This is a genomic window from Enterobacter sp. SORGH_AS_0287, from assembly GCF_031453695.1.
In the GTDB taxonomy this organism is placed as follows: domain Bacteria; phylum Pseudomonadota; class Gammaproteobacteria; order Enterobacterales; family Enterobacteriaceae; genus Enterobacter; species Enterobacter ludwigii.
The window spans coordinates 2,755,184-2,774,853 of record NZ_JAVIZW010000001.1 but is presented as its reverse complement, the minus strand read 5'-3'; the positions used below and the strand labels follow the sequence as shown (position 1 = coordinate 2,774,853).

At 55.6% G+C, this 19,670-nt stretch carries 15 protein-coding genes; all 15 read left to right on the top strand.

Translation table 11 applies throughout. The annotated features are described in order from the left end of the window. Positions 1-15: 15 nt before the first annotated feature. The 15 genes from QE396_RS13170 to secA all read left to right on the top strand — a co-directional run bounded on the left by QE396_RS13170 (position 16) and on the right by secA (position 19,642). Positions 16-1,782 carry a peptidoglycan glycosyltransferase FtsI gene (locus QE396_RS13170; RefSeq protein WP_014168624.1) on the top strand — a complete coding sequence of 589 codons (1,767 nt, stop codon included), beginning with the start codon at positions 16-18 and terminating at the stop codon, positions 1,780-1,782. Further along, on the top strand, positions 1,769-3,256 hold the full coding sequence (gene murE, locus QE396_RS13165) for a UDP-N-acetylmuramoyl-L-alanyl-D-glutamate--2,6-diaminopimelate ligase (protein WP_020882573.1): 1,488 nt from the start codon (positions 1,769-1,771) through the stop codon (positions 3,254-3,256). The genes QE396_RS13170 and murE overlap by 14 nt, the downstream gene beginning before the upstream one ends. After that, on the top strand, positions 3,253-4,611 hold the full coding sequence (murF, locus tag QE396_RS13160; protein WP_020882574.1) for a UDP-N-acetylmuramoyl-tripeptide--D-alanyl-D-alanine ligase: 1,359 nt from the start codon (positions 3,253-3,255) through the stop codon (positions 4,609-4,611). Before murE ends, murF begins: the two co-directional genes overlap by 4 nt. Further along, a complete protein-coding gene (mraY, locus tag QE396_RS13155) occupies positions 4,605-5,687 on the top strand; it encodes a phospho-N-acetylmuramoyl-pentapeptide-transferase (RefSeq protein ID WP_020882575.1) in 1,083 nt (360 codons plus the stop codon). The genes murF and mraY overlap by 7 nt, the downstream gene beginning before the upstream one ends. 2 nt (positions 5,688-5,689) lie before the next feature. Next, a complete protein-coding gene (murD, locus tag QE396_RS13150; protein WP_020882576.1) occupies positions 5,690-7,006 on the top strand; it encodes a UDP-N-acetylmuramoyl-L-alanine--D-glutamate ligase in 1,317 nt (438 codons plus the stop codon). Further along, positions 7,006-8,250, top strand: a complete 1,245-nt coding sequence (gene ftsW / locus QE396_RS13145) for a cell division protein FtsW (RefSeq protein WP_014168628.1) — start codon at positions 7,006-7,008, stop codon at positions 8,248-8,250. The genes murD and ftsW overlap by 1 nt, the downstream gene beginning before the upstream one ends. Further along, complete coding sequence (murG, locus tag QE396_RS13140) at positions 8,247-9,311, top strand: undecaprenyldiphospho-muramoylpentapeptide beta-N-acetylglucosaminyltransferase (protein WP_020882577.1); 1,065 nt, start codon at positions 8,247-8,249, stop codon at positions 9,309-9,311. Before ftsW ends, murG begins: the two co-directional genes overlap by 4 nt. Positions 9,312-9,369: 58 nt before the next feature. Next, positions 9,370-10,845 carry a UDP-N-acetylmuramate--L-alanine ligase gene (gene murC, locus QE396_RS13135; RefSeq protein WP_014168630.1) on the top strand — a complete coding sequence of 492 codons (1,476 nt, stop codon included), beginning with the start codon at positions 9,370-9,372 and terminating at the stop codon, positions 10,843-10,845. Beyond that, the gene (locus QE396_RS13130) at positions 10,838-11,758 is read left to right on the top strand and encodes a D-alanine--D-alanine ligase (RefSeq protein WP_244047673.1); all 921 of its coding nucleotides are present in this window, start codon (positions 10,838-10,840) and stop codon (positions 11,756-11,758) included. Before murC ends, QE396_RS13130 begins: the two co-directional genes overlap by 8 nt. Before the next feature lies 1 nt (position 11,759). Beyond that, positions 11,760-12,602, top strand: coding sequence for a cell division protein FtsQ (ftsQ, locus tag QE396_RS13125; RefSeq protein ID WP_014168632.1), 843 nt, complete (start codon positions 11,760-11,762; stop codon positions 12,600-12,602). Then, positions 12,599-13,855 carry a cell division protein FtsA gene (gene ftsA, locus QE396_RS13120; protein ID WP_006173845.1) on the top strand — a complete coding sequence of 419 codons (1,257 nt, stop codon included), beginning with the start codon at positions 12,599-12,601 and terminating at the stop codon, positions 13,853-13,855. The genes ftsQ and ftsA overlap by 4 nt, the downstream gene beginning before the upstream one ends. A 63-nt stretch (positions 13,856-13,918) precedes the next feature. Then, positions 13,919-15,070, top strand: coding sequence for a cell division protein FtsZ (gene ftsZ / locus QE396_RS13115; protein ID WP_008501978.1), 1,152 nt, complete (start codon positions 13,919-13,921; stop codon positions 15,068-15,070). A gap of 101 nt (positions 15,071-15,171) precedes the next feature. Beyond that, entirely contained in the window at positions 15,172-16,089 is a 918-nt protein-coding gene (gene lpxC / locus QE396_RS13110; RefSeq protein ID WP_014168633.1) for a UDP-3-O-acyl-N-acetylglucosamine deacetylase, read from the top strand. A 283-nt stretch (positions 16,090-16,372) separates the two neighbouring features. Then, positions 16,373-16,876: a secA translation cis-regulator SecM gene (gene secM / locus QE396_RS13105; RefSeq protein ID WP_165569255.1), complete on the top strand. Its 504-nt coding sequence runs from the start codon at positions 16,373-16,375 to the stop codon at positions 16,874-16,876. Positions 16,877-16,936: 60 nt separating this feature from the next. Continuing rightward, positions 16,937-19,642, top strand: a complete 2,706-nt coding sequence (secA, locus tag QE396_RS13100) for a preprotein translocase subunit SecA (protein WP_014168636.1) — start codon at positions 16,937-16,939, stop codon at positions 19,640-19,642. The last annotated feature ends 28 nt before the right edge of the window (positions 19,643-19,670 follow it).

Below are 19,670 nucleotides of genomic sequence, written 5' to 3'. Positions count from 1 at the left end.
GGGAAAACGCGACGCATGAGAGCAGCGGCAAAAACGCTTAAACCAAAACGTCAGGAAGAACAGGCCAACTTTATCAGTTGGCGTTTTGCGTTGCTTTGCGGCTGCATTTTACTGGCGTTGGGTTTCCTGCTGGGACGCGTGGCGTGGTTGCAAATCATCGCCCCTGACATGCTGGTTCGACAGGGCGACATGCGTTCCCTTCGCGTTCAGGAAGTGTCGACGTCCCGCGGGATGATCACCGACCGCTCAGGCCGTCCACTGGCCGTGAGCGTACCGGTTAAAGCCATCTGGGCCGATCCGAAAGAGCTGCACGATGCGGGTGGCATTACGCTTGATAACCGCTGGAAGGCGCTCTCGGATGCCCTGAAAATGCCGCTGGATCAGCTCGCTTCCCGCGTCAACGCCAATCCAAAAGGGCGTTTTATCTATCTGGCGCGTCAGGTCAACCCTGACATGGCGGACTACATTCGTAAGCTGAAGCTGCCGGGTATTCACCTTCGTGAAGAATCCCGCCGCTACTATCCTTCCGGCGAAGTAACCGCTCACCTCATTGGCTTTACCAACGTTGATAGCCAGGGGATTGAGGGCGTTGAAAAAAGCTTCGATAAGTGGCTCACCGGTCAGCCTGGCGAGCGAATTGTTCGTAAAGACCGCTACGGCCGGGTTATCGAAGATATCTCTTCCACGGACAGTCAGGCGGCACACAACCTGGCGCTGAGTATTGATGAGCGTCTGCAGGCATTGGTCTACCGCGAGCTGAACAACGCCGTCGCCTTCAACAAGGCGGAATCCGGCAGCGCCGTGCTGGTGGACGTCAGTACGGGCGAAGTGCTGGCGATGGCCAACAGCCCGTCCTATAACCCGAACAACTTTACCGGCACCGCAAAAGATGCGATGCGTAACCGGGCGATTACCGACGTGTTCGAACCGGGCTCCACGGTGAAACCGATGGTGGTCATGACGGCGCTCCAGCGTGGCATCGTCAATGAAAACACGGTTCTGAACACGATCCCTTACCGTATTAACGGCCACGAGATTAAAGACGTGGCGCGCTACAGCGAATTGACCCTGACCGGGGTTTTACAGAAGTCGAGTAACGTTGGCGTTTCAAAGCTGGCGTTAGCGATGCCGTCCTCAGCGTTAGTAGAGACTTACTCACGTTTTGGGCTTGGAAAGGCGACCAATTTGGGGTTGGTCGGAGAACGCAGTGGCTTATATCCTCAAAAACAACGGTGGTCTGACATAGAGAGGGCCACCTTCTCTTTCGGCTACGGGCTAATGGTAACGCCGTTACAGTTAGCGCGAGTCTACGCAACGATTGGCAGCTATGGCGTCTATCGTCCGCTGTCCATTACCAAAGTTGATCCACCGGTTCCGGGTGAGCGTATCTTCCCGGAATCCATCGTTCGTACCGTCGTTCATATGATGGAAAGCGTGGCGCTGCCTGGCGGCGGCGGCGTGAAGGCGGCGATCAAAGGCTATCGCATCGCCATCAAAACCGGTACCGCGAAAAAAGTGGGGCCAGACGGCCGTTACATCAACAAATACATTGCCTATACCGCAGGCGTTGCGCCTGCCAGTAATCCGCGTTTTGCGCTGGTGGTCGTCATTAACGATCCACAGGCGGGTAAATACTACGGCGGCGCCGTTTCCGCGCCTGTGTTCGGGGCCATCATGGGCGGCGTGTTGCGCACCATGAACATCGAACCGGATGCGCTGGCAACGGGCGAGAAAAGTGAATTTGTAATTAATCAAGGCGAGGGTACAGGTGGCAGATCGTAATTTGCGCGACCTTCTCGCTCCGTGGGTGCCTAATGCACCGGAGCGAGCACTGCGAGAGATGGTACTGGACAGCCGTGCGGCTGCTTCTGGCGATCTTTTTGTGGCGGTGGTCGGTCATCAGGCGGACGGGCGTCGTTATATCCCGCAGGCGATTGCGCAAGGTGTTGCTGCCATTATTGCTGAGGCTAAAGATGAGGCAACTGACGGTGAAATCCGTGAAATGCACGGGGTGCCGGTCATCTATCTCAGTCAGTTAAACGAGCGTCTCTCTGCGCTGGCCGGACGTTTCTATCACGAACCGTCCGATCGGCTGCGTCTGGTGGGCGTGACAGGTACAAACGGCAAAACCACAACCACGCAGCTCATGGCGCAGTGGGCGCAGCTGCTGGGTGAAACCGGTGCGGTCATGGGAACTGTCGGTAACGGTCTGTTGGGCAAAGTGAGCCCGACCGAAAACACCACCGGCTCCGCAGTCGACGTACAGCATGTGCTGGCCGGCCTGGCAGGGCAGGGGGCAACCTTTGCCGCGATGGAAGTCTCTTCCCACGGTCTGGTGCAGCACCGCGTGGCGGCGCTGAAGTTTGCCGCCTCAGTATTCACTAACCTGAGCCGTGATCACCTTGATTATCATGGTGATATGGAGCATTACGAAGCGGCGAAATGGCTGCTCTACTCCACCCACCATAGCGGACAGGCCATCATCAACGCTGACGACGAAGTCGGTCGCCGCTGGCTGGCGAAGCTGCCGGATGCGGTTGCGGTGTCGATGGAAGACCATATCAACCCGAACTGCCACGGCCGCTGGCTGAAGGCGGTTGCGGTGGATTATCACGACAGTGGCGCCACCATTCGTTTTACCTCCTCATGGGGTGACGGTGAAATTGAAAGCCGTCTGATGGGCGCGTTTAACGTCAGCAACCTGCTGCTGGCGCTGGCGACGCTGCTGGCGCTGGGTTATCCGATGAACGCGCTGCTGGAAACGGCTGAGCGTTTGCAGCCGGTATGTGGCCGTATGGAAGTGTTCAGCGCGCCGGGCAAACCGACCGTGGTGGTCGATTATGCCCACACGCCGGACGCACTGGAAAAAGCGCTGGAAGCGGCGCGTCTGCACTGTACCGGTAAGCTCTGGTGTGTGTTTGGCTGCGGTGGCGACCGTGATAAGGGCAAACGTCCACTGATGGGTGCCATTGCTGAACAGTTCGCGGATATTCCGGTTGTAACCGATGACAACCCGCGTACTGAAGAGCCGCGCGCCATTATTAACGACATTCTGTCGGGCATGCTGGATGCAGGCCGCGCCCGCGTGGTGGAAGGCCGTGCGGAAGCCGTGACCAACGCCATCATGCAGGCTCAGGAAAACGACGTTGTGCTGCTGGCCGGGAAAGGCCATGAGGATTATCAGATTGTTGGCAACCGTCGTCTCGATTATTCGGATCGCGTCACGGCCGCGCGTCTGCTGGGGGGCGTGGCATGATTAGCCTCACCTTAAGTCAGGCCGCTGCGGTACTGCAGGGCGAGCTGCTGGGTCACGATCTGACCATCGAGGCCGTGACGACCGATACCCGCAAAGTGACCCCGGGTTGTCTGTTTGTGGCGCTGAAGGGCGAACGTTTTGACGCGCATGATTTTGCACAACAGGCCAGGGAGAATGGTGCAGGGGCGCTGCTGGTCAGCCGTAAACTCGCGGTCGATCTGCCGCAGATCGTGGTGAAAGATACCCGTCTGGCATTCGGCGAGCTGGCGGCCTGGGTTCGTCAGCAGGTGCCGACGCGCGTCGTCGCGCTGACCGGTTCATCAGGCAAAACCTCTGTGAAAGAGATGACTGCGGCCATCCTGAGCCAGTGCGGAAATACGCTTTATACAGCAGGCAACCTTAACAATGATATCGGCGTGCCGATGACATTACTTCGCCTGACCAAAGAGCATGAATTTGCCGTGATCGAGTTAGGGGCAAACCACCAGGGCGAAATCGCCTGGACCGTGAGACTGACGCGCCCGGAAGCAGCGCTGGTGAATAACCTGGCCGCTGCACATCTGGAAGGTTTTGGTTCGCTGGAAGGCGTGGCGAAAGCTAAAGGCGAGATCTATACCGGCCTGCCGGAAGACGGTATCGCCATTATGAATGCCGACAACAATGACTGGCTGAACTGGCAACAGATCATTGGTTCCCGCAAGACCTGGCGCTTCTCGCCGAACGCGGCCAACAGTGATTTTACCGCGACCAATATTCATGTGACTTCGCATGGCACGGAATTCACCCTTAATACCCCAACCGGGGGCATTGAGGTGCTTCTGCCATTGCCGGGTCGTCATAATATCGCCAATGCGCTCGCGGCAGCGGCGCTGTCGATGGCGGTTGGTGCGTCGCATCAGGCGATTAAAACCGGTCTGGCAAATTTAAACGCCGTGCCGGGGCGTCTGTTCCCGATCCAGCTTGCGGAAAACAAACTGCTTCTGGATGACTCCTATAACGCGAACGTCGGCTCAATGACCGCGGCGGTGCAGGTGTTGTCTGAGATGCCAGGTTATCGCGTGTTGGTGGTGGGCGATATGGCTGAGCTGGGTGATGAAAGCGAAGCCTGCCATGTCCAGGTGGGGGACGCGGCGAAAGCGGCAGGTATTGATTGCGTGCTGAGCGCCGGAAAACTGAGCCAGGCGATTAGCCATGCCAGCGGTGTTGGCGAGCACTTTGCCGATAAAGCCGCGCTGATTGAACGCCTTAAGGCATTGATGACAGAAAAACAAATTGTGACTGTGTTAGTGAAAGGTTCACGTAGTGCCGCCATGGAAGAGGTTGTGCACGCATTACAGGAGAACGGGACATGTTAGTTTGGCTGGCCGAACATTTGGTCAAATATTATTCAGGCTTTAACGTCTTTTCCTATCTGACGTTTCGCGCCATTGTCAGCCTGCTGACTGCGCTGTTCATCTCTTTGTGGATGGGCCCGCGCATGATTGCCCGTCTGCAAAAACTCTCCTTCGGTCAGATTGTGCGTAACGACGGTCCGGAGTCGCACTTCAGCAAGCGGGGTACGCCGACCATGGGCGGGATCATGATCCTGACCGCGATCGTTGTTTCCGTACTGCTGTGGGCTTATCCCTCTAACCCGTACGTCTGGTGCGTACTTACCGTGCTGGTGGGCTACGGCATCATTGGGTTTGTTGATGATTACCGCAAGGTCGTGCGTAAAGACACCAAGGGCCTGATCGCCCGCTGGAAATACTTCTGGATGTCGGTGATTGCGCTGGGCGTGGCCTTCGCGCTGTATCTGGCAGGAAAAGACACCCCCGCCACCGAGCTGGTGGTGCCGTTCTTTAAAGACGTGATGCCGCAACTGGGGCTGTTCTACATTCTGCTGGCCTACTTCGTCATCGTGGGCACCGGTAACGCCGTAAACCTGACCGACGGTCTGGATGGCCTGGCGATTATGCCAACCGTCTTCGTCGCCGCCGGTTTTGCGCTGGTGGCGTGGGCCACCGGTAACATGAACTTTGCTAACTATTTGCACATTCCATACCTGCGACACGCAGGCGAACTGGTTATCGTCTGTACGGCGATTGTCGGGGCTGGACTGGGCTTCCTGTGGTTCAACACCTACCCGGCGCAGGTCTTTATGGGTGACGTCGGTTCACTGGCTCTGGGCGGCGCGCTGGGCATTATTGCCGTGCTGCTGCGCCAGGAGTTCCTGCTGGTGATTATGGGTGGGGTGTTTGTGGTTGAAACCCTTTCAGTGATTTTGCAGGTCGGGTCCTTCAAGCTGCGCGGTCAGCGCATCTTCCGTATGGCACCGATTCACCATCACTATGAACTGAAAGGCTGGCCGGAACCGCGCGTGATTGTGCGCTTCTGGATTATTTCGCTGATGCTGGTGCTGATTGGCCTGGCAACGCTGAAGGTACGTTAATCATGGCAGATTACCAGGGCAAAAAAGTCGTTATCATCGGGTTGGGGCTGACAGGCCTCTCCTGCGTGGACTTTTTCCTCGCGCGCGGCGTGACGCCTCGCGTAATGGATACGCGTGTTTCTCCGCCGGGTCTGGATAAACTGCCGGAACAGGTTGAACGCCACCTTGGTGGTCTGAATGATGACTGGCTGCTGGCAGCCGATCTGATTGTCGCCAGCCCCGGTATGGCGCTGGCACATCCTTCACTCAGCGCCGCGGCCGATGCGGGCGTTGAGATTGTCGGTGATATTGAGTTGTTCTGCCGTGAAGCGCAGGCACCCGTTATCGCGATTACCGGCTCTAACGGTAAAAGCACCGTCACCACCCTTGTGGGTGAGATGGCGAAAGCGGCGGGCATGAACGTGGGTGTGGGAGGCAATATTGGCCTGCCAGCGCTAATGCTGCTGGATAAAGGCTGTGAATTGTACGTCCTCGAGCTTTCCAGCTTCCAGCTGGAAACGACCTCCAGCCTTCGTGCGGCCGCGGCGACTATCCTTAACGTTACTGAAGATCATATGGATCGCTATCCGTTTGGTCTACAGCAGTACCGCGCCGCCAAACTGCGCATTTATGAAAATGCGAAGGTCTGCGTCGTCAACGCGGATGACGCCCTGACCATGCCGGTGCGCGGGGCGGACGATCGCTGTATTAGCTTTGGCATTACCATGGGTGACTATCATCTTAACCGTCAACTGGGCGAAACCTGGCTGCGCGTGAAGGGTGAGAAAGTGCTGAACGTGAAAGAGATGAAGCTTACCGGGCAGCATAACTACACCAATGCTCTGGCGGCGCTGGCGCTGGCGGATGCCGTAGGGCTGCCGCGTTCGTCCAGCCTGCAAGCATTGACCACCTTTAACGGCCTGGCGCACCGTTTTCAGCTGGCGCTGGAGCACAACGGTGTGCGCTGGATTAATGACTCAAAAGCCACCAACGTCGGCAGTACCGAGGCCGCCCTGAACGGTCTGCACGTTGAAGGTACCCTGCATTTACTGCTCGGCGGCGACGGTAAATCGGCGGATTTCTCCACGCTGAAACCGTATCTCGCCGGGAATAATATCCGCTTGTACTGCTTTGGTCGCGACGGCAGTGAGCTGGCTGAGCTGCGTCCTGACATTGCCGAGCAAACCGAGACCATGGAGCAGGCGATGCGGCTGATTGCCCCTCGCGTGAAGCCGGGTGATATGGTCCTGCTCTCCCCGGCCTGCGCCAGCCTCGATCAATTCAAGAATTTCGAACAGCGTGGCGATCTCTTTACCCGTCTGGCGAAGGAGTTAGGCTGATGCGTTTATCTCTCCCTCGCCTGAAAATGCCGCGCCTGCCAGGATTTGGCGTTCTGGCGTGGGTGTTTGCGGCACTCAAAGGCTGGGTGATGGGCTCTCGTCAAAAAGATAACGACAGCCTGGTCATGTACGACCGTACGCTCTTCTGGCTCACGCTGGGACTGGCGGCGGTTGGTTTTATCATGGTGACCTCGGCGTCAATGCCTGTCGGGCAGCGGCTGGCGAACGATCCATTCCTGTTTGCGAAACGTGATGGCCTGTACATCATCCTGGCGTTCTGTCTGGCGCTGGTGACATTACGTCTGCCGATGGAGTTCTGGCAGCGGCACAGTACCGCGATGCTGATCGCCTCCATCATTATGCTGCTGATCGTGCTGGTAGTGGGGAGCTCCGTAAACGGGGCATCGCGCTGGATTGCCTTTGGCCCACTGCGTATTCAGCCCGCGGAATTTACCAAGCTCTCCCTGTTCTGCTACCTGGCTAACTACCTGGTACGTAAAGTGGATGAAGTGCGTAATAACCTGCGCGGCTTCTTAAAACCCATGGGCGTTATTCTGGTGCTGGCGGTCTTACTGCTGGCGCAGCCTGACCTTGGTACCGTGGTCGTGCTGTTTGTCACCACGCTGGCAATGCTGTTCCTGGCCGGGGCGAAGCTGTGGCAGTTCATCGCCATCATCGGAATGGGTATCTCAGCGGTTGTGCTGCTGATCCTCGCCGAGCCTTACCGTATCCGCCGTGTGACCTCATTCTGGAACCCGTGGGAAGACCCGTTTGGCAGCGGTTATCAGCTGACGCAGTCGCTGATGGCTTTTGGTCGCGGTGAAGTCTGGGGTCAGGGCCTGGGCAACTCGGTACAGAAACTGGAGTATTTACCCGAAGCGCACACTGACTTCATCTTCTCCATTATTGGGGAAGAACTGGGTTATATCGGTGTGGTATTAGCGCTATTAATGGTATTCTTCGTCGCTTTCCGCGCCATGTCGATTGGGCGGAAAGCGCTGGAGATCGATCACCGTTTTTCAGGTTTCTTAGCCTGCTCAATAGGTATCTGGTTTAGTTTCCAGGCATTGGTTAACGTCGGGGCCGCAGCGGGTATGCTGCCGACCAAAGGCCTGACGTTGCCGTTGATCAGTTATGGTGGTTCCAGTCTGCTGATTATGTCGACGGCCATCATGATGTTGTTACGCATAGATTATGAAACGCGTCTGGAAAAAGCCCAGGCGTTTACACGAGGTTCACGATGAATCAACCGAAGCGGTTAATGGTGATGGCAGGCGGTACCGGTGGACATGTGTTCCCGGGGCTCGCAGTTGCGCACCATTTAATGGATCAGGGCTGGCAGGTACGCTGGCTGGGAACCGCGGATCGCATGGAAGCCGACCTGGTACCGAAGCACGGTATCGAGATCGACTTTATTCGCATTTCCGGCTTACGCGGAAAAGGCATTAAGGCCCAGCTTCTGGCACCGGTGCGTATTTTCAACGCCTGGCGTCAGGCGCGCGCCATCATGAAGCGTTTTAAGCCTGATGTGGTGCTGGGGATGGGCGGCTATGTTTCTGGCCCGGGTGGGCTGGCGGCCTGGTCATTGGGCATCCCCGTGGTGCTGCATGAGCAGAACGGCATTGCCGGTCTGACCAATAAATGGCTGGCGAAAATTGCCACCAAAGTGATGCAGGCTTTCCCGGGAGCCTTCCCGAAGGCGGACGTGGTGGGTAACCCGGTGCGCGTAGACGTGCTGGCGCTGCCATTACCGGATGCGCGCCTGCCTGGTCGTGAAGGGCCGGTCCGTGTGCTGGTCGTTGGCGGCTCTCAGGGCGCACGCATTTTAAACCAGACGATGCCGCAGGTTGCAGCAAAGCTGGGTGATGCGGTGACAATCTGGCACCAAAGCGGAAAAGGTGCTCAACAGATGGTTGAGCAGGCTTACGCCGATGAAGGCCAGCCGCAGCATAAAGTGACGGAATTTATCGACGACATGGCCGCAGCGTATGCCTGGGCCGATGTCGTGGTCTGCCGCTCTGGCGCATTGACGGTGAGCGAAATTGCCGCCGCCGGGTTGCCGGCTCTGTTTGTGCCGTTCCAGCACAAAGACAGACAGCAGTACTGGAATGCGTTGCCGCTTGAGAAAGCCGGCGCCGCGAAAATATTTGAACAGCCACAATTTACCGCCGATGCGGTCGCCACCACCCTGGCGGGCTGGAACAGAGAGGCATTACTGGAGATGGCGCAACGCGCACGCGCGACCGCTATTCCTGATGCAACGGAACGGGTGGCAAAAGAAGTGAGCCTGGCAGCCCAGGCTTAACCCTCGCAGCGCGTGTTGCGCTGCACGAATTTTTTAAGTAGTCGATGGCGTTTAGAGAATGAATACACAACAACTGGCAAAACTGCGTTCTATCGTGCCCGAGATGCGTCGCGTCCGGCACATTCACTTTGTTGGCATCGGTGGTGCTGGCATGGGCGGTATTGCCGAAGTGTTAGCTAACGAAGGCTATCAGATCAGCGGGTCTGACCTGGCGCCAAACCCTGTTACGCAGCAGCTGGCGTCGCTTGGGGCGACTATCTATTTCAATCATCGCCCGGAAAACGTGCGCGATGCGAGCGTGGTGGTCGTGTCGAGCGCCATCTCCTCTGATAACCCGGAAATCGTGGCCGCGCACGAAGCGCGTATTCCGGTGATCCGCCGTGCGGAAATGCTGGCGGAGTTGATGCGTTTTCGACATGGCATTGCGATTGCCGGAACCCACGGCAAAACCACCACCACGGCGATGGTCTCCAGCATTTATGCAGAAGCGGGCCTCGACCCGACGTTCGTCAATGGTGGTCTGGTAAAAGCGGCAGGCGTGCATGCGCGTCTCGGACACAGCCGTTATTTAATTGCCGAAGCGGATGAGAGCGATGCGTCGTTCCTGCATCTGCAGCCGATGGTCGCCATCGTCACCAATATCGAAGCCGACCATATGGATACTTACCAGGGCGACTTCGAGAACTTAAAGCAGACCTTTATTAATTTCCTGCACAACCTGCCGTTCTATGGACGCGCGGTAATGTGTGTAGACGATCCGGTGATTCGCGAGCTGTTGCCGCGCGTCGGACGTCAAATCACGACTTACGGCTTCAGCGAAGACGCTGATGTCCGCGTGGAAGATTACAAACAGCTGGGTGCGCAGGGGCATTTCACCCTGGCGCGTCAGGACAAAGAACTGCTGCATGTCACCCTGAATGCACCAGGGCGTCACAACGCCCTGAATGCCGCAGCGGCAGTGGCCGTGGCGACAGAAGAAGGCATTGATGACGAAGCCATTCTTCGTGCACTGGAAAGCTTCCAGGGAACCGGGCGTCGCTTCGACTTCCTCGGTGAATACCCGCTGGAGGCGGTGAACGGTAAACCCGGTACTGCCATGCTGGTTGATGACTACGGTCACCACCCGACGGAAGTGGACGCGACGATCAAAGCCGCGCGTGCAGGCTGGCCAGAAAAAAATCTGGTCATGATCTTCCAGCCGCACCGTTTCACGCGTACCCGTGACCTGTATGACGATTTCGCCAGCGTCCTGTCACAGGTGGATACGCTCCTGATGCTGGATGTTTATGCAGCGGGCGAAACTCCTATTCCTGGTGCAGACAGCCGTTCTTTATGTCGTACCATCCGCGGACGCGGTAAAGTAGACCCTATTTTGGTTTCCGATCCTGCCCAGGTGGCTGAAATTCTGGCCCCGGTGCTGACCGGCAACGATTTAATTCTGATTCAGGGCGCGGGAAATATCGGCAAAATCGCCCGTACCTTAGCTGAAATCAAACTGAAGCCGCAAACTCAGGAGGATGAGCATCATGGCTGATAAGATTGCTGTCCTGTCTGGCGGCACATCCGCCGAGCGCGAGGTTTCCCTGAATTCAGGTGCCGCTGTACTGGCGGGCCTGCGTGAAGGTGGTGTGGATGCGCACCTGGTCGATCCGAAAGAGACTGACGTAACCCAGTTAAAGGCGATGGGCTTCGATAAAGTCTTTATCGCGTTACATGGCCGTGGTGGCGAAGACGGCACCCTTCAGGGGCTGCTGGAACTCACCGGCATGCCGTACACCGGCAGCGGTGTGATGGCCTCCGCCATTTCTATGGATAAACTGCGCAGCAAACTGCTGTGGCAGGGCGCGGGTTTACCCGTTGCTCCCTGGTTTGCCCTGACGCGTCGCGAATTTGAAATGGGCCTCTCCGATAGCGTTAATGCACGCATTGCTGAGCTGGGCTTACCGGTTATTGTAAAGCCCAGCCGCGAAGGGTCGAGCGTTGGCATGTCCAAAGTTGAGAAAGCTGAGGATTTATCTTCCGCTTTAGCCCTGGCATTTCAACATGATGAAGAAGTTCTGATTGAAAAATGGCTCAGCGGGCCGGAATTTACCGTCGCGATGCTTGGCGAAGAAATTTTACCGTCAATTCGTATCCAACCGGCCGGAACCTTCTATGATTATGAGGCGAAGTATCTCTCTGATGAGACGCAATATTTCTGCCCAAGTGGTCTTGAAGCTGAGCGTGAAACCGATTTACAGTCCCTGGTGGTTAAAGCCTGGCATGTTCTGGGTTGCCGTGGATGGGGCCGCATCGACGTGATGCTCGACAGTGATGGACAATTTTATCTGCTGGAAGCAAATACTTCTCCGGGAATGACCAGCCACAGCCTTGTGCCGATGGCAGCGCGTCAGGCGGGGATGAGCTTCTCGCAATTAGTCGTACGTATTCTGGACCAGGCGGGCTGATATGTCTCAGGCTGCATTGAACACGCGCAACCGCGATGACGAAGAAGAATACTCTTCTTCACGCCGGAGTAATGGAACGCGTCTTGCAGGTATTATTTTCCTGCTCGGGGTGCTGTGCACCGTGTTTATCAGCGGCTGGATGGTTCTGGGCTGGATGGAAGATGCGCAACGGTTGCCGCTTTCGAAGCTGGTGGTCACCGGTGAGCGTCATTACACCCGTAACGATGACATTCGCCAGACAATTCTGGCGCTGGGATCGCCTGGCACCTTTATGACGCAGGACGTCAATATTATCCAGAGTCAGATTGAACGTCTGCCATGGATAAAACAGGCGAGTGTCAGAAAGCAATGGCCTGATGAATTGAAGATTCATCTGGTTGAATATGTGCCCATTGCGCGTTGGAATGATCAGCACATGGTTGACGTAGACGGAAATTCCTTCAGCGTCCCGGCCGATCGTGTCAACAAGCAAAATTTACCGATGTTGTATGGCCCGGAAGGTAGCGAAAACGAAGTGTTACAAGGTTTTCGTGAAATGGGGCAGGTGCTGGCGAAGGACAGGTTTACGCTAAAAGATGCTGCAATGACGGCGCGCCGCTCCTGGCAACTGACGTTAACGAACGGCATTAAGCTCAACCTGGGTCGCGGGGACACAATGAAACGTCTGGCGCGATTTGTAGAACTTTACCCGGTTTTACAGCAGCAGGCACAGACTGACGGCAAACGGATAAGCTACGTTGATTTGCGCTATGACTCAGGCGCAGCAGTCGGTTGGGAACCGGCTCCGGTCGAGGAACCTAATCAGCAACAGAATCAGGCACAGGTACAGGCAGAACAACAATGATCAAGGCGACGGACAGAAAACTGGTAGTTGGACTGGAGATTGGCACCGCGAAGGTTGCCGCTTTAGTAGGGGAAGTTCTGCCCGACGGTATGGTCAATATCATTGGCGTGGGCAGTTGCCCGTCCCGTGGTATGGATAAAGGTGGGGTTAACGATCTTGAGTCGGTGGTGAAGTGCGTACAGCGCGCCATCGATCAGGCTGAATTGATGGCAGATTGCCAGATTTCCTCTGTTTATCTGGCGCTTTCGGGTAAGCACATTAGCTGCCAGAACGAAATCGGCATGGTGCCGATTTCCGAAGAAGAAGTGACGCAGGAAGACGTTGAAAACGTTGTGCATACGGCGAAATCCGTGCGCGTTCGCGATGAGCATCGCGTGCTGCACGTGATCCCGCAGGAGTATGCGATTGACTACCAGGAAGGGATCAAAAACCCGGTCGGTCTTTCCGGCGTACGTATGCAGGCAAAAGTGCACTTGATCACATGTCACAACGATATGGCGAAGAACATTGTAAAAGCCGTTGAACGTTGTGGCCTGAAAGTTGACCAACTCATTTTCGCCGGTCTTGCAGCGAGCTATTCCGTGCTGACCGAAGATGAACGTGAACTGGGTGTCTGTGTGGTCGATATTGGTGGTGGTACAATGGACATGGCCGTGTATACCGGCGGTGCGCTGCGCCACACCAAAGTGATCCCGTATGCCGGGAACGTTGTGACCAGCGATATTGCTTACGCTTTTGGTACGCCACCGAGTGATGCAGAAGCGATTAAAGTACGCCACGGCTGTGCGCTGGGGTCTATCGTTGGCAAAGATGAGAGCGTTGAAGTGCCGAGCGTGGGCGGACGTCCACCGCGCAGCCTGCAGCGCCAGACGTTGGCGGAGGTCATTGAGCCGCGTTATACCGAGCTGCTTAACCTGGTCAACGAAGAGATTTTGCAGTTACAGGAACAGCTTCGCCAGCAGGGCGTGAAACATCATCTTGCAGCGGGGATTGTATTAACCGGCGGGGCAGCGCAAATTGAAGGTCTTGCGGCCTGCGCTCAGCGCGTGTTCCATACGCAAGTGCGTATCGGTGCTCCGCTGAATATCACCGGTTTAACGGATTATGCTCAGGAGCCGTACTATTCAACGGCCGTGGGCCTGCTCCACTACGGGAAAGAATCTCATCTCAGTGGTGAAGCAGAAGTGGAAAAACGCGTCTCAGTTGGGTCGTGGGTCAAACGACTGAACAACTGGTTGCGAAAAGAGTTTTAATTTTTTTAAGAGACCGGAGAGAATTAGCGGTCTCGGGCGACAGGCACAACGGAGAGAGAAATTATGTTTGAACCTATGGAACTGACCAACGACGCGGTGATTAAAGTCATCGGCGTCGGTGGCGGCGGCGGTAACGCCGTAGAGCATATGGTGCGTGAACGCATTGAAGGTGTTGAGTTCTTTGCAGTTAACACCGATGCACAGGCACTGCGTAAGACGGCTGTAGGCCAGACTATCCAGATCGGCGGTGGCATCACCAAAGGGCTGGGCGCTGGGGCTAACCCGGAAGTCGGTCGTAATGCGGCTGAAGAAGATCGTGAGGCCCTGCGCGCTGCACTGGAAGGTGCGGACATGGTCTTTATCGCAGCGGGTATGGGTGGCGGTACGGGTACCGGCGCAGCACCTGTTGTGGCTGAAGTAGCGAAAGATTTAGGTATCCTGACCGTTGCTGTCGTGACCAAGCCTTTCAACTTTGAAGGCAAGAAGCGTATGGCTTTCGCGGAGCAGGGTATCACTGAACTGTCCAAGCACGTGGACTCGTTGATTACCATTCCGAACGACAAACTGTTGAAAGTTCTGGGTCGCGGTATCTCTCTGCTGGACGCTTTTGGCGCAGCCAACGACGTGCTGAAAGGCGCGGTGCAGGGTATCGCTGAACTGATTACCCGTCCGGGTCTGATGAACGTTGACTTTGCAGACGTTCGTACCGTGATGTCCGAAATGGGCTACGCGATGATGGGCTCTGGCGTGGCAAGCGGTGAAGACCGTGCAGAAGAAGCGGCTGAAATGGCTATCTCTTCTCCACTGCTGGAAGATATCGACCTGTCTGGTGCGCGCGGCGTGCTGGTCAACATTACCGCTGGCTTCGACCTGCGTCTGGATGAGTTTGAAACCGTGGGTAACACTATCCGTGCGTTCGCCTCTGACAACGCTACCGTGGTAATCGGTACTTCCCTTGACCCGGAAATGAACGACGAGCTGCGTGTTACTGTTGTTGCTACCGGTATCGGTATGGACAAGCGTCCTGAGATCACCCTGGTGACCAACAAACAGACTCAGCAGCCGGTTATGGATCGTTACCAGCAGCACGGTATGTCTCCTCTGACTCAGGAGCAGAAACCGGCCGCGAAAGTGGTTAACGACCCCACTCCGCAAACGGCGAAAGAGCCAGATTATCTGGATATCCCGGCGTTCCTGCGCAAGCAAGCTGACTAAGAATTGGCTGGAATTTGGGGATTTTCGCTCTTTGTGCTAAACTGGCCCACCGTCAGTGATATACACTTTCGGTTGGATAGTTAATTTGGCGAGATTATACGATGATCAAACAAAGGACACTTAAACGTATCGTTCAGGCGACTGGTGTCGGTTTACATACCGGCAAGAAAGTCACACTGACGTTACGCCCTGCGCCGGCCAATACCGGGGTCATCTATCGTCGCACCGACTTGAATCCACCGGTAGACTTTCCGGCCGATGCCAAATCTGTGCGTGATACTATGCTCTGTACTTGTCTGGTGAACGAGCATGACGTGCGGATTTCTACCGTAGAGCACCTGAACGCCGCCCTGGCGGGTCTGGGTATCGACAACATTATGGTTGAAGTCGATGCGCCAGAAATCCCGATCATGGATGGTAGTGCTGCTCCGTTCGTCTATCTGTTGCTGGATGCCGGCATCGAAGAACTGAACTGCGCGAAAAAATTTGTTCGTATCAAAGAGACCGTTCGCGTCGAAGATGGCGACAAATGGGCTGAATTCAAACCGTACAATGGTTTCTCGTTGGACTTTACCATCGATTTTAACCATCCGGCGATTGATGCCAGCACCCAACGCTATGCGATGAACTTCTCTGCTGATGCGTTTATGCGCCAGATCAGCCGTGCCCGTACGTTTGGCTTCATGCGTGATATCGAATATCTGCAGTCCCGCGGCCTGTGCCTGGGCGGCAGCTTCGATTGTGCCATCGTTGTTGACGATTATCGCGTACTGAACGAAGATGGTCTGCGTTTTGAAGATGAATTCGTTCGTCACAAAATGCTGGATGCTATCGGCGACCTGTTTATGTGTGGTCACAACATCATTGGTGCATTTACCGCGTTTAAATCCGGTCATGCACTGAACAACAAACTGTTGCAGGCAGTCCTGGCAAAACAGGAAGCCTGGGAATATGTGACCTTTGAAGACGAAGCTGAGCTGCCGCTGGCCTTCAAAGCACCGAACACGGTACTGGCGTAACGGTTAAAGCCGTTTCGTAAAAAATCGACTGGTTAACCTGGTACTCTCTCCGACCAGGGAGACCAGTCGTTTTTATTTTTACCCTTCTTCATTTATTTGCCCCAGCGTCACTTCTCGTTTGCCCGGTGCAGAAAATCTGTGCGTTAGCTGCATTCTTGACCGTTTTTCCCCGCAGCAATACGTCATTCCTGCTGCTGTGTATTGGCTTTAGTGGTAATATCTGGGCGCTTAAAAGAATAATTGAATTCAGCCTGTTGAAGGCTGGCTTAATGTGGTGGAGCAAGTGAGCGGAATACTGACGCGCTGGCGACAATTTGGCAGACGTTACTTCTGGCCGCATCTCTTATTAGGGATGGTCGCGGCGAGTTTCGGCTTGCCTGCGCTCAGCAACAGTGCGGAAGCGGCGACGCCGACGAAGACCTCCACAACCAAACACGATCTCAACACGCGGGTTAATTTTACTAACCTGGCGTGGCTTGAAGCCAATCGCCGCCCGAATTTCTCGGTGGATTACTGGCACCAGCATGCGATCCGTACCGTTATTCGCCATCTGTCATTTGCGATGGCTCCGCAGGCACTGCCTGTTGCTGAAGAGACGCTGCCGGTACAGGCGCAGCATCTTGCTCTGCTGGACACGCTTAACGCGCTGCTTACGCAGGACAGTCAACCACCCGTCATGGTGCGTCAGACCTCGCAAATCGCTAACGTTCCTCCTGCGACCTTCTCCGTTTCGACATGGATTAGCCAGGCCCACGGCATCCGCGCCGGGCCTCAACGCCTCAGCTAAATTAACCTTTTTTCAATACCTTAATTTATCTGCCCAACCTGGGGCGTTTGAGAATTTATTATGCTAATCAAATTGTTAACAAAAGTTTTTGGTAGTCGTAACGATCGTACCCTGCGCCGTATGCGCAAAGCTGTTACCGTCATCAATGGCATGGAACCGGCGATGGAGAAGCTCTCTGATGACGAGCTGAAAGCGAAAACCGTAGAATTCCGCGCGCGTCTTGAAAAAGGCGAAACGCTGGAAAGCCTGATCCCGGAAGCCTTCGCCGTTGTGCGTGAGGCCAGTAAACGTGTGTTTGGCATGCGTCACTTCGACGTTCAGCTGCTGGGTGGTATGGTGCTTAACGAGCGCTGCATCGCGGAAATGCGTACCGGTGAAGGTAAAACCCTGACCGCAACGCTGCCCGCCTACCTGAACGCACTGACCGGTAAAGGCGTTCACGTCGTTACTGTCAACGACTATCTGGCACAGCGTGATGCCGAAAACAACCGTCCCCTGTTCGAATTCCTGGGCATGACCGTTGGCATCAACATGTCCGGTCTGCCGGCCCCCGCCAAACGTGAAGCCTATAACGCGGATATCACCTACGGTACCAACAACGAATACGGCTTCGACTACCTGCGTGACAACATGGCGTTTAGCCCTGAAGAGCGCGTGCAGCGTAAACTGCACTATGCGCTGGTGGATGAGGTGGACTCCATCCTGATCGATGAAGCGCGTACCCCGCTGATCATCTCCGGCCCGGCCGAAGACAGCTCCGAGATGTACCGTAAAGTCGATAAAATCATTCCGCACCTGCTGCGTCAGGAGAAAGAAGATTCCGACACCTTCCAGGGTGAAGGCCACTTCTCTGTCGATGAAAAAGCGCGCCAGGTGAACCTGACCGAACGCGGTCTGGTGAAAATTGAAGAGCTGCTGGTGGCTGAAGGCATCATGGAAGAGGGCGAGTCTCTGTACTCTCCGACGAACATTATGCTGATGCACCACGTCACTGCCGCGCTGCGTGCCCACGCGCTGTTCACCCGCGATGTCGACTACATCGTGAAAGACGGTGAAGTTATCATCGTTGATGAGCACACTGGCCGTACCATGCAGGGACGTCGCTGGTCTGACGGTCTGCACCAGGCCGTTGAGGCCAAAGAAGGCGTTGATATTCAAAATGAAAACCAGACGCTGGCCTCTATTACCTTCCAGAACTACTTCCGTTTGTACGAGAAGCTGGCGGGGATGACCGGTACTGCAGATACCGAAGCATTTGAATTCAGCTCCATCTACAAACTGGATACCGTGGTCGTTCCAACCAACCGTCCAATGATCCGTAAGGATATGCCGGACCTGGTGTACATGACCGAAGCGGAAAAAATTCAGGCGATCATTGAAGATATTCGCGATCGTACCGCTAATGGCCAGCCGGTGCTGGTGGGGACAATCTCCATCGAGAAATCCGAAGTGGTTTCCAATGAGTTGACCAAAGCGGGCATCAAACACAACGTTCTTAACGCCAAATTCCACGCCAAAGAGGCGGATATCGTTGCGCAGGCGGGTTACCCGGCAGCGGTAACAATCGCCACCAACATGGCGGGTCGTGGTACCGACATTATGCTGGGTGGTAGCTGGCAGGCAGAGATTGCCGAGCTGGAAAACCCAACGCCGGAGCAGATTGCTCAGATTAAAGCGGACTGGCAGGTACGCCATGACGCGGTGCTGGCATCCGGTGGTTTGCATATCATTGGTACCGAACGTCACGAATCTCGTCGTATCGATAACCAGCTGCGCGGCCGTGCGGGTCGTCAGGGCGATGCCGGTTCTTCCCGCTTCTACCTGTCTATGGAAGATGCGCTGATGCGTATTTTCGCCTCCGACCGTGTTTCCGGCATGATGCGTAAACTGGGTATGAAACCTGGCGAAGCCATTGAACACCCGTGGGTCACCAAAGCGATTGCTAACGCCCAGCGTAAAGTGGAAAGCCGCAACTTCGATATTCGTAAGCAGCTGCTGGAATATGATGATGTGGCCAACGACCAGCGTCGTGCCATCTATACCCAGCGTAACGAGCTGCTGGACGTGTCCGACGTGAGCGACACCATCAACAGCATTCGCGAAGACGTATTCAAAGCGACTATCGACGCGCATATTCCACCGCAGTCTCTGGAAGAAATGTGGGATATCGAAGGTCTGCAGGAACGCCTGAAAAACGACTTCGACCTCGAACTGCCAATCAAAGAGTGGCTGGACAAAGAGCCTGAGCTGCACGAAGAGACCCTGCGTGAACGTATTTTCGAAACCGCGCTGGACGTATACAAGCGTAAGGAAGAAGTCGTTGGCGCTGAGATGATGCGTCACTTCGAAAAAGGCGTGATGCTGCAAACGCTGGACTCCCTGTGGAAAGAGCACCTGGCGGCGATGGACTACCTGCGTCAGGGTATTCACCTGCGTGGTTACGCGCAGAAAGATCCGAAGCAGGAGTACAAGCGTGAATCCTTCGCCATGTTTGCCTCCATGCTGGAGTCACTGAAGTATGAAGTGATCAGCACCCTGAGCAAAGTTCAGGTACGCATGCCGGAAGAAGTGGAAGCAATGGAACAACAGCGCCGTGAAGAAGCTGAGCGTCTGGCACAGATGCAACAGCTGAGCCACCAGACTGACGAGAGCGAAGCTGCGGCAGCGATCGCGGCCCAGACTGGCGATCGTAAAGTTGGCCGCAACGATCCGTGCCCGTGTGGTTCCGGTAAAAAATACAAGGCGTGCCACGGTCGTCTGAGCTAAATTCATAACAAAACAAAAAGGCGCAGAA